The sequence below is a fragment of the Enterococcus sp. DIV1059_2 genome (assembly GCF_051713685.1).
Taxonomy (GTDB): domain Bacteria; phylum Bacillota; class Bacilli; order Lactobacillales; family Enterococcaceae; genus Enterococcus_D; species Enterococcus_D casseliflavus.
The window spans coordinates 1,615,768-1,631,508 of the sequence record NZ_JBIOQK010000001.1 but is presented as its reverse complement, the minus strand read 5'-3'; the positions used below and the strand labels follow the sequence as shown (position 1 = coordinate 1,631,508).

Below are 15,741 nucleotides of genomic sequence, written 5' to 3'. Positions count from 1 at the left end.
CCTTACAATTGAATAAGAAAAAACTTTTAGGAAAATCAGACCGTGAACTGATTTTTCTCAGCTGGCCGATTTTTGTTGAGCTATTTTTGCGGGTCGTTATTGGGAATGTCAACGTTTGGATGATTTCTCATTATTCCGAGCCAGCAGTAGCGGCCGTCAGTGCTGCCAATCAACTATTGAATTTAACGGTCTTTATTTACGGTTTCATCACCGTGGGTACTCAGATCATTATCGCACAATTGATTGGTGCGAAAAAACGCGACCAGATACCGAAAGTCATCAATACCGCTCTTTTTGGGTCATTGTTCATCGGGATTTTGATCAGCTTGATGTTTCTTTTCGGCTCAACCTACCTTTTGCGATTCATGGGCTTAGATGCTGAATTAGTTGCTTTAGGTCATGGATACTTACAAGTGTATGGCGGAAGTCTGTTCCTTTCATCGATCACGGCGGTCATAATTGCTGTCATGCGTAGTCACAGTTTCACAAAACCAGCGTTATTGGTACCGATGTTTGCTAGCATCCTAGCCGTCATTGGCAATTACTTTGTCTTATACAGCCCCTTTGGTTTACCGAATTTCGGTGTGACTGGATTGGCATTTTCTAGCGTCTTTGGTAATTCGATCGGTTTACTAATTGCCGCCATGTTGCTGAAGAAACATGTGAATTTTTCTGTTTTATCTGCCCGTTTCTCGAATGTCTCTTGGGGCGTGATGAAAAACATTTTGACTTACGGATTGCCTTCTTCTGGCGAGTCTCTTTCCTATCAAGGAGCGCAAGTCGTGGTGACGATGATCGTGGCTCAACTTGGCGCAAGTGTCTTGATTGCAAAATCTTACGTAACAGCTATCACCCAATTTGTTTATTTGATCGCCTCCGCATTAAGTCAAGGAAACCAAATCATGATTGGCCGCAATGTCGGTGCGGGTGAATTCGATCGTGCGCATCAGCGAGGCATGCGCACGATGGTGATCGGGATCATCGCCTCGGTAACGATCTGCTTATTGACCTATCTATTTATTGAACCGATCATGGGGATCTTTACTTCCAATACCGAAGTAATCGAGATTGCTAAAGGTGTCTTTTTAGTAGAGATCGTCTTAGAAACAGCGCGTGCAGTCAATATGATCCTAGTTGGTTCATTAAATGCAAGTGGTGACGTGAAGTTCCCATTGATCTGCAGCCTAATTGTTCTATGGGTCATCAGCTTACCGTTTTCCTACTCACTGGCCATCGTCTTTAAATTTGGCTTGATCGGTGTTTGGATCGCTTATGCCATTGACGAAGCATTGCGCAGCGTCTTAATGATCTATCGCTGGCATTCTGGGGTATGGAAAACTAAATCTGTCGTTCATCCACAAGAAGCAGAACCAGAAGTCTTACCAGAAGCATAATAAGAGTCCAGCGGTCCCAACGGCCGCTGGATTTTTTGTTTTTTATAAGAAATAAAATGCGCCAAGAAGTTTGCTTGGTTTTTTTGAAGACTTTGCTCTATACTTATCTCAGAAACTATCGACTATGATTTACATTAAAAGGAGCGTTTGCTATGTCAATCTATGACTACCAAGCAACATTAGAAAACGGCGAAACTTATTCGCTAGCAAACTACGAAGGTCAACCGCTGGTGATCGTCAATACAGCTACAAAGTGCGGGTTGAGCCCGCAGTTCAAAGAATTACAAAGTCTTTATGAAACCTATAAAGACCAAGGGTTGGTCGTTCTAGGGTTTCCTTCTGACCAGTTCAAACAAGAAGTCGGCTCAGCCGAAGAAGCCGCAGCCGCTTGCCGAACCACCTATGGTGTTGATTTTCCGATGCACAAGTTAACGGTGATCAATGGCAAAGACGCAGATCCCTTGTTTCGCTATTTGGAAGCAGAAGCACCGGGTACATTAGGCAAAGCCATTAAATGGAATTTCACGAAATTCTTGGTGGACCGCCAAGGTAAAGTCGTGGAGCGTTTTTCTCCACAAACCAATCCTCAAAAAATGATTCCAGAAATTGAAAAAGTTCTTTAAAAAATGGATAAAGGCGACCTTAAGGACAAAACATGTCATGCTTAAGGTCGCCTTTTTTTGTAATTGCTGCAACGCAAGCCTTTTACAGCACTCTCATTGTCGGTTATCAATAATCTCTGAACAGCCATTTCTACTTATTACAAATCATTCGTTTCAATAGTTTTTAAAAAGACTTTAAAAAAACTGCAGTCGATCTACTTAGATTTCTCTAAGGGATCAACTGCAGCTTCTTATAATTAGTTATTCGATAAATCTTCACCGTTTGAAGCAATCACTTGTTTGTACCAATCAAATGATTTTTTCTTTGTTCGTTTCAAGGTGCCGTTTCCTTCATTGTCACGGTCCACATAAATGAAACCATAGCGTTTTTTCATTTCACCTGTTCCAGCTGAAACTAAATCGATACAACCCCAAGTCGTGTAACCCAATAAGTCGACACCATCTTGTTCAACCGCATCTTTCATTGCTTGAATATGTTCTGCCAAGTATTGGATCCGGTAGTCATCTTCCACATAGCCATCTGCATCTGGTGTATCCACAGCTCCTAAGCCGTTTTCAACGATAAACAATGGTTTTTGGTAGCGATCATAAATGTCATTCATTGTGATGCGCAAACCAAGTGGATCAATCTGCCACCCCCACTCACTTGCTTCCAAGTATGGGTTTTTCACAGAGGCAAAAATATTGCCAGCCGTTTGTTCTAATAATTCAGCGTCTGTGGTTGATACGCGGGAAGAATAGTAAGAGAAGGAAATAAAGTCTACGGTGTGAGCTTTCAACAGCTCAAGGTCGCCTTCTTCCATTTTGATTTCGATCCCATTGCGTTCCATTTCTTTCAGCGCATATTGTGGATATTCCCCACGTGATTGAACATCAATAAAGAAATAGTTTTCGCGATCTGCTTTGCGTGATTCCCAGACATCTTCTGGTTTGCTTGTATATGGATAGTATGCGCCAGCAGCTAACATACAGCCTACTTTGTTCTCAGGATCGACTTCATGAGCGATTTTCGTTGCGATCGCAGAGGCCAATAGCTCATGGTGAGCCGCTTGGTATTTCACTTGCTCAACGTTATCGCCTTCTTCAAAGTAAAGACCTGCTCCCATAAATGGCGCATGGAGAATCATGTTGATTTCGTTGAAGGTCAACCAGTATTTTACTAATCCTTTGTAACGGTTGAAAATCACGTTACACAAGTTTTCATAGAATCCGACCAATTCACGAGAACGCCATGCCCCGTATTTTTCAACTAAATGCATTGGGCAATCAAAGTGAGTGATCGTTACTAATGGTTCGATCCCATATTTGTGGCATTCTTTGAAAAGATCTTCATAGAACTTCAAGCCGTCTTCATTTGGTTCTGTTTCATCCCCTTTAGGGAAAATCCGACTCCAAGCGATCGACAAACGGTAGGTTTTAAAGCCCATTTCGCCAAATAGCGCGATGTCTTCTTTGTAGCGATGATACATATCGATCGCTTCTTTTGCTGGGTAGAAATGTTCGTCATCAAAATCGAACATTTTCATTTGACCAGTAATGACTGGAAAACGATCTTTGCCGATCGGTACCACGTCAACGTTTGCCAAGCCGCGTCCGCCTTCTTGGTAGCCTCCTTCACATTGATTGGCAGCTGTTGCGCCGCCCCATAAAAAGTCTTTTCTAAATGCCATGTTTCTTTCCTACTTTCTCTTTATTTAACTAGTTCGCGATCAAGTTCGCGGGCTACTTCATCTTGTACTTCTACGCCTTCTTTTTCAAGACGTGCGATCGTTTCCTTAAATTTAGGCAAGTGATCTTTGTGGGCAATAAACAGTTCGTCCATGACACGTTTTGCCGTATCACCTGATGGAACCAATGGGTTGATGGTGAAGGCTTGTAATGCGATATTGTAATCCCCCGTCACAGCTGCTTCGATCGTTAATAATTCCATTGCTTTCATTACCTGTAACCAACCTTTTTCAGCTGTCGGTAACTCACCAAAGGCAACATTTCTAGCCCCTTGTCCGCCAACGTAAGCTGTTACTTCGACTACGCAATCGGCAGGAAGATCTGGAACGGCGCCTTCATTTTTGGTTGAAACGACGATTTGGGTATTTTTATTAGCATAAATGGAAGCAATCGTTTCACACGCTGCATCTGAGTAGTAAGCACCACCACGTTTTTGCAGCTGTTCTGGTTTATGATCCAATTCAGGATCTTTGTACAACTCAAACAATTCGGCTTCGGTTTGTTTCACTTGCTGTGCGCGTGTACCGACAGTCTTGTACTCTTCGATCGCATGATTCAACATTTCTTCTTGACGATAGTAATAACGGTGATACCCGCAAGGAATCATCTTCATTTGTTCCAGCTGTTCTTTGTAAAATGGTACATCAAAGATATTCTTCGGTAAGCCATTGTCTTCTTCATACATTTTATCAATAATGTCCATCGTAACATCATTGCCGTGTGAGTCGGTAACTTTGTGCCAGTGGAAGTGGTTCAATCCTGCAAATTTGTAAATCAGTTCGTCAGGTTCTTTGCCAAGCAACGCAGGTTCAACCATCGTTGCCATGACAGGCACGTTACACAACCCGATGACTTTGTCCCATTTTCCGTAACGCACGATTGCTTCAGTCACCATACCGCTTGGATTCGCAAAGTTGATCAACCAGGCATCGGGACACAAGCGTTTCATGTCTTCAACGATTTCAAGAATGATTGGAACCGTACGAAACGCTTTGAACATACCACCAGGGCCGTTGGTTTCTTGACCAATCATGCCGTAATAGGCAGGAATTCGTTCATCTTTGATACGGGCATTCAGCAATCCTACTCGGAATTGAGTCGTAACGAAATCAGCATCTTTTAACGCTTCTTCTCGATCCAATGTCATGTGGATTTTTACATCGTAGGGTGACGCATCCCACATCCGTTGTGCCATCGCACCAACGATTGCTAATTTTTCTTTTCCTGCTTCGATATCTACTAGCCAAATCTCACGAATCGGCAATTCTTCATAGCGTTTGATAAAGCCTTCCATTAACTCCGGGGTATAGCTGCTGCCGCCACCAATGGTTGCAATTTTAATTCCTTTTGTCATTGTATTGCTCCTTTGCTATTTTATTTACATTCTTATTATCATTCATAAAAACATTTGATTCAATGTAAATAGCATATTTAGAAAAAGCGTTTGCAAATCTCGCTTCTTCTTGCAGATGTTTTGTAAAAAAGATTTACAAAGAGCATCAAATAAGGAATAATTAGGATGTAAACGATTCGCTAGGTACTGAATAAAAACGAATTTTTGTAAAAACCATTTACAAATAATCATAAAAAAATGTAAAAAGGAGCATATATACCATGTTGTTACAAGAAAAAATGCGCCAAACCAAACTAGCACCCGCCGAACGATCGTTGATTGATTATTTATTAGCCAATCCGACCGCGATGGCGGATCAAACCATCAAGGAATTATCTGAAAAAACCTATGTTCATCCTTCTACTTTTATTCGGATCGCAAAAAAATTAGGCTTCAATGGTTGGCTCGACTTAAAAACGGCTTTTGTGGAAGAGCAAACATATATGAGCAGCCATTTTACCGATGTGGATGCGAACTTTCCCTTCTCTTCCCATGACGGGATTATGACCATTGCCAAAAAGTTGGCAAAGCTTGAACAAACAACGATCGAAGATACGCTTTCCTTGATACATCATGATGAATTACAAAAAGCGAAACAATCGTTGCTCAATGCCAACCATATCAGGATTTTCGCCAGCAATGCCAACACCTTGATTTCTCAAGACTTTGTTTTGAAGATGCGGCGTTTAGGAAAAAGTATCCACGTCTGCGATACCTTCGGCGAAAGTGCCTATGAGGCATCCAACTGTACCTCCGATACGACCGCAATCTTGATTTCTTACACAGGTGAAAACAAAATGGTTAAAGAAATCGGTAAGATTCTCGCCGAACGGCAGGTCTCCATCATTGGGATGACTAGTATTGGCGAGAATGCGTTAGCGAAATTAAGCGATTGTGTCTTAAATATCACAACAAGAGAAAGGCTTTATTCAAAGATCGCGAATTTTACGATCAATACCTCAGTTTGCTACTTGCTAGATTTGTTGTATGCAGTCGTCTTTTCGGAGCACTATGAGAAAAATCTGCAGCATTTGATCGATATTGGGATGGCGTATGATAAGCGCCCCACTTCATCAACGATAATCGCTGAACCAACCTATGATAAAAACCTTCATTATAAAGACTCACTGTTTCCCAATTAAATGACTGTCAAAAAGCGATCGAGCCTTCACGACCGATCGCTTTTATCCTTATATAGCTGTTTTGCAAGTAAACATTTCCTAAACTAAAGCCGTGATCAAGTCATCGGAACAACCAACTTCTCGTTTGTCAGACTCGATGATATCCAAATAATCCGCTGAGTTGGTCACTAGCACTGGGGTCTCAATATTGAATCCTGCTTTGATCAATGCATCTTTATCAAAGCTGATCAATTTTTGCCCACGAGTGACTTTATCGCCTTGCTTCACATGCGCTTCAAAGAACTCACCATTCAATTGAACAGTATCCAAACCAATATGGATCAAAAGTTCTAAACCATTCTCAGAAATCAACCCGATGGCATGTTTGGTTGGGAACAATGTCATCACAGTACCATCAAAAGGAGCCACAACTTCGCCTTTTGAAGGATGGATCAGGATGCCTTTTCCTAGCACTCCTTGAGCAAAGGCTTCATCTTTGGCACTGCTTAGTGGCGCGATCGTTCCTTCCACTGGAGAAGTGATCACTTCTTTTCGAACAGTCATCGCTGGTTGTCCTTCTGCGATTTCTTCTTCCACTGCATCATCTTTCCAGAAAGCCATGGTCAAACCAAAGCCAATCGCTGCAGCGATCAAGATTCCGAAGACAGAGAACCACATGCCACTAGCGTCGCCTTCTGGAGTGATGTAGTTGAAAATGCCAAAGACCCCTAACCCACCAGAGGTGTAGCTCGTTGTTCCATTGATCATCAAGAAGGCACCTGCGACCGCACCACCAATCATTGAGTAGAAGAACGGCATTTTTTTCGGTAACGTGATTCCATAAATCGCTGGCTCCGTTACACCGAAAAGCCCTGAGATAATAGCTGGTGGACATAGTGCTTTCAGTTTTTTATCTTTCAGTTTAAAGTACATCGCCATCACTACGGCTGTTTGAGCAAAACTGGCACCAAACGTAGCTACCAAAATCTGACTGTAGCCTAGTTGTGTCACTTGCATAATGTGTAGCGGAACAACTGACCAGTGAAGACCGAAAATAACCAATACTTGCCAGAAGAAACCTAGCAACAAGCCATAGGCAGCTGGTGAGAAGTCCATCAGCGCTTCAAATCCTGAGCTCAAAAGATCCGTCAACATACTGATCACAGGTCCAATCACCAAAAAACCAATTGGCAATGCAATCAAGAGAACTAAGAACGGTACTAAGAACGTTTGGACAACAGAAGGAATGATTTTTTTTGCAAATTTTTGAACTTGTGCAGCAAAGGCAATGATAAAGATGACCGGCACCACACTGCTAGTATACGTTGCGCCAACCCACGGAATCCCTAAGAACGTTTCGTACGCTGGCAAGCCTAACAAGCTATATGGTGCAGCAGCTCCCTCGCCAGCCCCTGCAAGAAATGCGGCTTGCAAAGCAGATCCTTGAATCGTTGGGTAACAAAGCGCTGATCCGATCACGATTCCCACCATTGGATTTAAGCGAAACTTTTTCGCTGACGTATACCCTAAAATCACTGGCATAAACATGAAGATCGAATCGCCGATCGCATTGAACATAACGTAGGTACCTGTCGTCGTTGTAAAATCGATCAAGCCTGTTGTACCAATAAAAAGCAACAGTGCGTTTAGTCCTTTGATCATCCCCGCCGCACACAAAGCCCCTAAGAAGGGTTGGAAGCAGCCGCTCAAAATATCGATCAAACGATCAAACAAGTTGCCACCTGAAGCTGTTTCTTCAGCATCACCACTGATTCCTGCAACATCGATCACTTCTGCATAGACATCTGGCACATGGTTTCCGATAACCACCTGGTATTGACCACCACTCTTCATGACCGTCACGACCCCATCCATGTTCTTTAAGACTTCATCATTTGCGACGCCTTCATCCTTTAATTTAAAACGCAGGCGTGTGATACAATGCGTCAAGCTATTGATGTTCTCTTTCCCACCAACATTTGCTACGATTTTTTCTGCTAATTCACGATATTTTCCCATTTTTGATTCCTCCAATTTTTTTGTATTGAAGGTTTAGCCAACTGAATGTCACTATCCAAAATGTTTTCTTTTTTTGATTTCTTGCTGCATGGTCAGATGCCTTGAAGCTGACGTTTGATAAGAATCATTGCGAAGAAATTCTTCTTTTTCGACACCTTCTCATGAATCAAGAAATCCTTCTCCTTTCTTGTTTTTTTCAATCAACGATTCTTTTGCACAAGTCTGGCAATATGAATCGTTAAATACAAACTTTCGTCACTGGACATTTGATACTGATACTGATTTTCTAATAGCTCAGCGATTTTTTGTACGCATTGATACGCATTTCGATACTTCACTTTGACCATAGCCAAAAGATCTTCATCGGTTTCATCCACATGAGTAGTATGGTTTTGCATTCTTGAGACAAAAAATTTCAAATGCGTAGTGAAGCGATAAAAATAAACGGACTCTTCATCAAAGGTTGTTTTGAAAAAATATTTAACAATGTTAATAATGTCTTGCATCGTTTGGGTTAGTTCAGCAATATTGCCTTGGTCACCATTCTCAGTTTGCGCATTGACGAGATGCAGAGCAATAAAGCCAGCTTCGTCATCTGGCAGCTGAATCCCGTAATGTTCTTTGATTTTCTCTACTGTTTTGCAGCCTATTTGGTACTCATCGGGGAAAAAACGCTTGATATCCCACAATAAGACATTTTTGACCGTCATTCCTTTTTTCGATCGTTCAATGGCACAGTGCATGTGATCCGTCAACGAGATGTAAATGGAATCATTGATTGGGGATGACAATTCTCGCCGAGCATACTCAATGATCTCATTGGATAATTCAAGATATTCCAATGGTAAGTCAGCAAGCAGCTCTTGAAATTGAGATAAGATCGTCTGATTTTCTAAGCGATACACTTTATCGACCGTTTCTGAAGAAATTTCATCTCCCACTTTTTTCTTAAATGCAATCCCCCGCCCCATAACAATAATCTCGTTTTGACTTTGATCGGTAGTGATCACAACATTATTGTTTAACACTTTACTGATTTTCATGTCCTACCCCCACTTACTTTATCATTGCGGATATGGTTCATTGCTTGTCTTTATTGCTGAGCCAACAGTCAACACAGAAAAAACCTCATGAAAGCAGCGCAAATACCGCAGCTTCATCAGGTTTAGCTTGTTAAAAATCAACAATCACTATCCATTAGAACCAGTTTTATTATCTTTATCATAGCAAAGTTGGAAAGCGCTGTCAATCTTTGTTCGTTATTTTTACCGACACCTAATACGAATCTATTGATCGTTTCTTAAATACACAAGCGATCAATTTTTATTCGTTCTTATCTTAGATAAAGACAAAACCCTTAGCGAACGACAAAAAAAACGCTCCCCAAAGACTTGACTGATCAGTCTAATCTTTGGGGAGTCGGCTATGGTGTCATTTGTTTCTTGTTTTAAAAAAAAAACTAATCATCTTGTTTACGATAATTTTTTTTGATGTAGGGCTGGTTTTCTTGGTTCATACGGATAACGATCTTATCAAAACTATTGTCACTCACTTGTGTCGAACCATTCATTTTGATTTTTGGCTGTACTTCGATCACCTTTGGTTTATACTGCATTTTCCCTTTTGAGATCCGCTTGACTAAGAGTTCAGCAGCTTGCGAACCAATCTCATACGACGGTTTTTCAATCACAGACATTTCATGATGATAAAGTTTGTTCCAGCCTAAATCATCATAGCCCCCGATCGCAACATCTTCTGGAATCCGTAAGCCCAAGCTATAGATCACATGGATCAACGCAAACATCAACTCACTGTTTTCAGCTAGTATTGCTAAACGATAGCCTTGATTTTTTTTCAACAATTCGTTTAGTGATTCCTTACACGCGTCAAATGCCGCTTGTGTTTCTTCGATCTCAAATGCTAGTTGTTCAGGATTTCTAACTGCGATTTTAGAACTTTCCAGAAAAAGAGCGAGCTTTTTCTTCCGACTAGGCGTTGTGAGCGGTGGTGTAAAGTAAGCGACTCGATCAAAGCCTTCGGAATAAATACGTTGAATCATCTCGGCCGTCGCTTTTTCATTATCAACGATGACTGTATCAATCATCACTTCTTCGATCGTGCAATCAGCCAGCACGATCTTGACCTTTTGCTCAGTCAAACTTTTCACGAATGCTTCGTCCTGATTCGACGACAGAATCAGCCCTTCCACTTGACGGTCGATCAACGCTTGAATTTGATTCTGCTGAGAAATATTTTTGTGATCGGTTTCAACAAGAATCACCTGAAAAGATTTTCGTATACAATAATCATTGACGCCTCGAACTAAAGCTGCTACTTCCGGGATCATGATATTGCTGACAACGATGCCGATCAATCCCGTTTTATTGTTTTTCAACCCCTGTGCTAGCGCATTTGGACGGTATTCAAGCTCTTCGATCACTTCTTCGATGCGCTTTTTTGTCTCTGCTGACATAAATTCATATTTGCCATTCAAATATCTAGAAACGGTGGTTTTTGAAACATTTGCTTTTTCTGACACCATCTTAATGGTGATTTTCTCATTTGCCATTCAATCCACGCCTTGCTTTTTGCTGTTGGTCAATTATATCATGGAACCCTTGAAAAATGAACAAGGACCGATTTCGTTCGACATGGACTGTCCTATCTCAATAGTGACGGATCGTAAAGAAGCCGCTAAGTGAGCGATTTTCAAAGAACTAGCCCATTGCTTCAATGTGGCGCATTTCTTGCTGCACGACTTCATATATACTTTTTGAAAAGTCGACTTCCAACGGATAAGAAAGCAAAATATCTAACATTTGAGGCACAAAGTCTGTCTCACACAGTTCTTTTGCAAAGGCCATCGCCGCAATTTCCGAAGCACAACCAACCGTTGAACGATGCTCGTAGAAAAAAAAGCGCCACAGTGGAATCGTTTTGGTGATATGGTACATCGTTGCCCCATGTTGCTCTTCTAAATAGTGAAAAATTTCATGGGCGATCAAGACTCCTCGGATAACTTCTGGTTTAGGCAATATTTGCGAAGATCGAGTCAGCTCGGTGTAAGCAGCAATGGGTTCAGTGATCAATTCAATGGAGCGCTCCATGATAAACTGCGCAAAGACCATACGAAACTTCGTCGGTTTTCCAGATCTTTCCGTAATCGTTAAACCAAGCTTATTCGCCAAATACCAGGCACGATCTGGCTTTTCCTGTTTTTTTAAATCAAACTGGTCGAGCATTTTTTGCGCCCATGTTCTCCCACATAAAATGGCTTCTTCAATGATTTCGTTTTTTTTCTCTTCACTCACTTTATTACGCAGCATCTCGCGGGTAAACTCAAATACTCCCCAACTGAATTCGTTGATGGGCATGAGCTGTTCATACCACGTTTCTAATAATGCCAGATCAACCGTATGTTGCTGTTTTAAGAAAAACCTCTGCTTGATCATAGGGAATTCGCCGCCAGAACCATCACTTCTTCATTTGGATCTAAAGTCGACATTTCGATATCGATCAACAACATCAATGCCTCCAAATCGTTTACTGAAAAATCCATCACCCGTGGTCCGGCACAAATATAGAAATCTGGACGCAAAATCACTTCTGTCTGATAGATCGCCAAGTCATCCCACAGTTGTTCGACTGCTTGCACATAATTCTCCGCGGTAGTTTTGATGACCTTCCCTGAAGCTCGTTGTACTTTAATAAAGCCTTTTTTATCAAGGATTCGAATTGCCGGATTGTCTCCTGAAGAAACACGGGTTCCAAACACATAAAAATGCGAGCTTTTCTCTAAAAGATCAATTTCGTTGGTAGGTAGCCCCAAATCGCCTGCTGCTAATTCTTGGGCTTCCTCGACGGTCGCCTCTGCTAAAAGATCCGTCGTCTTGACTTCGGTGGAACCAGTCGCAATGGCTGTGACTTTAGACGTTTGAGGATCGATTTCGATAAAGACTTCCACACTTTCTGGGGTAGCCCCACTCTCAATGGCTTTATTGATAGCCTCTGTTTTGATTGATCGCAAGTCTTCTTTCGAAGGGGAAGGAATGATCCGTTCAACGACATCTCGCACCATCGCTAGGGCGACGCCAATTGAGGAAATCACCTCAGCATTCTCCGGAATCGAATATTTTACGCCCATTTTTTCTGACAAGTAGATAATTAATGACGAAGCGCCGCCACCCACTCCTACTAATGAAATTTGGCTTTTTTCTAATTTGTATTTTTCTGCTAAAGCCAAAATGACTGGCTCTAATTTTGCATAAGAACGCTCCATGATTTGTGTCGCGATATCTTCGATCGTCGTGCCACAATAATCCGCTAATACGCCCATCGCTTTTCGAGCCGCTTCGATATTCCCATAAGAAAAATGTTCCGGTTTGATCAAGCCCAACACATTCGCTGCACACGAATTGGTGATAGTTACCCGCTCACCATTATCAAATTTAATTGCAACATAATCCGCAGGATCTCCTTCTTTCGGACTAAAGAATTCCACCTTTCCTCCTGTCCAATTGGTTGGATCAGAGTAGACTGCGTAGTCCAGCCCGGCAATATGAGCAGAACGAGGTCCTACATCTACCACTCCATTAGCAGTTGCACGAATCATGGAACCCCCTGCACAGCCCGTGATCCGAACATCCAAACTGGAAATGTATGTTTCATGTCCGCCAACGACAGAATAGTCGATCGCTGGCCGTCCGTTTTTAATGACACCGATATTGGTGGTTGTGCCGCCTACTTCAAAATACACACCATTTGATGCTCGTAAATACATCAGTGAACCCATTACTGAAGCTGCTGGACCCGAGAGCATAGTCAGAACTGGTCGCTTTTTCATCTCAGCAATCTCCATAACCCCACCATCGCCGCGCATGATCATTAAAGGTACATCTACTCCCGACTCCTTCACAGAGACTTCCGTTGAATTTGCGACAGATAACATTTTAGGTAAAATACTTGCATTGATAGTGGCCGTTCGTGTTCTTCTGGTCAATCCATATAGTTTCGTAATATCCGAAGCAACGGTACAAGGAATTCCTTTTTCTGTACAAACTTCCATCACTAGATTCTCAGCATCATTATTATCTACTCCAAAAGCCATACTAGCGACGATCACTTCTGATCCTTGCCTCACTAGATCATCGATCATCTCTTCCACACTCGCTTTATTCATTCCTTTGAGTTTTGAGAAGGCATTGATGATCTTAATGGATCGCTGATTCCCTAGGACGATATCGGCAATTTTTAATTGACGCTTTGCCAGAAACCCTTCGAAACCACCACGAGCCATACCGAAAACACCAATGTCAGCCACATCCCCTTCAATCAAAGCGTTCGTGGCTTGGGTGGTTGAATGAGCAACAAAAATCACACTTTTTGGGTCAATATCATTTTCTTTCATACAATTTTGAAAACTCTCGACAACGCCAGCAGCTACCCCCCGTTCATGATCATGGGTGGTCTTCACGCTGGATTTTCCTATGATCTCGTGAGTCAGATTATCGATAGCGACAGCTTTTGTATGGGTACCGCCTACATCGATCCCCATTCTAACTTTTCTTAATTCACTCATTTCCACTTTCCTCCTACATCCATAGTTGCATGATTTATTGATCAGCTACGTTCTTTCATCGACTAGTTATTCAATCCGAACAAAATGAGCGCAATGATACACAGGATCGCACTAGAAAGCCACCCAGCTGGTATCGAAAACTTCATGAAATCTTTAGAACCAACTTTATGATGTCCTAGCCCCCATGCTACCCATGACTGAGTAATATCCAAATGCTGAGGAGCGATCGTGACCACAGCGAAAAGTGGAAAAATGAATGCCAGATCCCAATTTGTGGCAGCTAAGATCACTGCCGCTACTGCGCCTCCTGATCCAACTAAGTTCAAAGGACCACGGAAGAAACCAAGGGGTGCTAAGATGGCAAATAAGATCGCAAGAGCCACGGTACTATGAGGAACTAGACCGCCAACGATTGGTTCAAAGAAAGGAACCGCGAGACTTGCAGCTGAATTAAACATAGCCAGTACTAATAAGAAACCTACTAGGGGCGCAACATCGACAGCACCATCTGCAAATTGTTTAGCTAACATACGGCAAATATTTACGAAGCCACCTTTTAATTTTCCGCAAGTCAGTAAGGCGTACAAAGCTGCCAGAATAAATGCAGGAATAATAGGAAACTCAGCAAACACAACGAGTAAGACCGGTGCGATCACAGCCACCCAAGAATACCAAGGAGCATCGCCTGAAGTTGCACCAGGTGTGGAAGCCCACGCTTTGACTTTTGATGATTTCGCACGACTTAAAGCAATATTGGCAAAAATCAATGTCACAAGTAAGGAAACGACTAGTGCGATCATGCCGAATGTGAAATAGTCGGAAAACCCATATTCCATCATGGATTGACTTCCTTCAGGTTGTAATGCTGCTAAAATACCTTGGTATTGCACAAAATTTGTTACATTGGCAAAAATTCCCGCCATGATGGAACCCATAAAAGCGAATAAAGCAATCGCTGTTGGAATACCCAACGCTTGCAAAATCGGCATAACGATCACTGCGATAGAGATTACAGGACCAATGCCCGTCATGGAAGTGAAACATAAGGCAGTAACAGTACATAAAAGGGTCATGGTGATCCGTGGTTTATCTCCACCAAGTTCAACAACCTTCCGAATCAGCGTTGCTGCGATCCCTGTATCCATCAAAATCCGACCAAAGAAGGAACCGAAGAAAATATTGACCAGAATCGAACTAGCAAAACCGGCGGGTCCTGTTTGATAAATGTTCGTGATCGTATCGACAAAATTCAAAGCTGTTAAATCCGGACTCAACGCATTGCCAATAAAAGCTAAAACGGTCCAAAGTGTTGCCATAACGAAGAAACCTACCATCAGGTTGAACCCTTTGACGCAGTACCAAACCATTCCTAAGAAAGAAACGATCATTAAAATACCAATTATAATTTCTACCATAAATTTTCCCTCATCTTTCCATTTGAACTATTTTTTGTTCATAGATCGTGTTGCAAGTTTCTACGTTTGCTACTTTCCCTATTCTCGCTGAATGCTACCTTTGTCATGAAAAAAACGGCTAAACTTGTGACCATTCCCCACGTTTGCTTTCCTCCTCTTTTTTGTTAACCGTTTTAGTTAACCGGTTAACAAAGAATTTAAAAAAATAAAACAACGAATGATTTCTCGTGTTTATCCACTCGACTATCTTTGAGCTCTCAATACATTCCTTTTCGCCCCCTTCTCGATGGGACTGCCTTTATTCCAATCACCCTCCACAATCCTCTCTCGTTGGTTGGGTACTTCGTAAAAATAGGCTCAGGATACTTGCCTTTTGCTTAGAGCAGCTTCCCTCATATATCTAATCTATAATTTGATCCTCCTATTTGCGCAACTTTTCACATATAGCTCCTCTGCCACTCGCTTGACTG

General features: G+C 42.0%; 11 protein-coding genes. 3 read left to right on the top strand and 8 right to left on the bottom strand.

All coding sequences use genetic code 11. The features are described 5' to 3' along the window. Positions 1 to 8 precede the first annotated feature (8 nt). Both IGI72_RS07515 and IGI72_RS07510 read left to right on the top strand, forming a co-directional pair. Complete coding sequence (locus IGI72_RS07515; RefSeq protein WP_010748039.1) at positions 9 to 1,394, top strand: MATE family efflux transporter; 1,386 nt, start codon at positions 9 to 11, stop codon at positions 1,392 to 1,394. 152 nt (positions 1,395 to 1,546) lie between these two features. After that, positions 1,547 to 2,017, top strand: a complete 471-nt coding sequence (locus IGI72_RS07510) for a glutathione peroxidase (RefSeq protein WP_438753719.1) — start codon at positions 1,547 to 1,549, stop codon at positions 2,015 to 2,017. Between the two features lie 236 nt (positions 2,018 to 2,253). Here IGI72_RS07510 and IGI72_RS07505 read toward each other — a convergent pair whose 3' ends face one another. Next, positions 2,254 to 3,687 carry a 6-phospho-beta-glucosidase gene (locus tag IGI72_RS07505; RefSeq protein WP_008378424.1) on the bottom strand — a complete coding sequence of 478 codons (1,434 nt, stop codon included), beginning with the start codon at positions 3,685 to 3,687 and terminating at the stop codon, positions 2,254 to 2,256. Positions 3,688 to 3,707: 20 nt separating this feature from the next. Beyond that, the gene (locus IGI72_RS07500) at positions 3,708 to 5,099 is read right to left on the bottom strand and encodes a 6-phospho-beta-glucosidase (protein WP_005225822.1); all 1,392 of its coding nucleotides are present in this window, start codon (positions 5,097 to 5,099) and stop codon (positions 3,708 to 3,710) included. A gap of 260 nt (positions 5,100 to 5,359) precedes the next feature. Here IGI72_RS07500 and IGI72_RS07495 point away from each other — a divergent pair, with 260 nt between their 5' ends. Next, complete coding sequence (locus IGI72_RS07495; RefSeq protein ID WP_194194622.1) at positions 5,360 to 6,280, top strand: MurR/RpiR family transcriptional regulator; 921 nt, start codon at positions 5,360 to 5,362, stop codon at positions 6,278 to 6,280. Positions 6,281 to 6,358: 78 nt separating this feature from the next. On the opposite strand, the gene IGI72_RS07490 is transcribed toward IGI72_RS07495, so the two are convergent. The 6 genes from IGI72_RS07490 to IGI72_RS07465 all read right to left on the bottom strand — a co-directional run bounded on the left by IGI72_RS07490 (position 6,359) and on the right by IGI72_RS07465 (position 15,271). Then, positions 6,359 to 8,278 carry a beta-glucoside-specific PTS transporter subunit IIABC gene (locus tag IGI72_RS07490; protein WP_081116556.1) on the bottom strand — a complete coding sequence of 640 codons (1,920 nt, stop codon included), beginning with the start codon at positions 8,276 to 8,278 and terminating at the stop codon, positions 6,359 to 6,361. Between the two features lie 200 nt (positions 8,279 to 8,478). Continuing rightward, positions 8,479 to 9,321, bottom strand: a complete 843-nt coding sequence (gene licT / locus IGI72_RS07485) for a BglG family transcription antiterminator LicT (protein ID WP_005225819.1) — start codon at positions 9,319 to 9,321, stop codon at positions 8,479 to 8,481. Between the two features lie 416 nt (positions 9,322 to 9,737). Continuing rightward, the gene (locus IGI72_RS07480; RefSeq protein ID WP_438753715.1) at positions 9,738 to 10,847 is read right to left on the bottom strand and encodes a LacI family DNA-binding transcriptional regulator; all 1,110 of its coding nucleotides are present in this window, start codon (positions 10,845 to 10,847) and stop codon (positions 9,738 to 9,740) included. A gap of 148 nt (positions 10,848 to 10,995) precedes the next feature. Beyond that, entirely contained in the window at positions 10,996 to 11,730 is a 735-nt protein-coding gene (locus tag IGI72_RS07475; RefSeq protein ID WP_438753713.1) for a hypothetical protein, read from the bottom strand. Beyond that, positions 11,727 to 13,856 carry a hydantoinase/oxoprolinase family protein gene (locus IGI72_RS07470; RefSeq protein ID WP_074931560.1) on the bottom strand — a complete coding sequence of 710 codons (2,130 nt, stop codon included), beginning with the start codon at positions 13,854 to 13,856 and terminating at the stop codon, positions 11,727 to 11,729. The genes IGI72_RS07475 and IGI72_RS07470 overlap by 4 nt, the downstream gene beginning before the upstream one ends. A gap of 62 nt (positions 13,857 to 13,918) precedes the next feature. After that, positions 13,919 to 15,271, bottom strand: coding sequence for an SLC13 family permease (locus tag IGI72_RS07465; protein ID WP_167822444.1), 1,353 nt, complete (start codon positions 15,269 to 15,271; stop codon positions 13,919 to 13,921). Between the last annotated feature and the right edge of the window lie 470 nt (positions 15,272 to 15,741).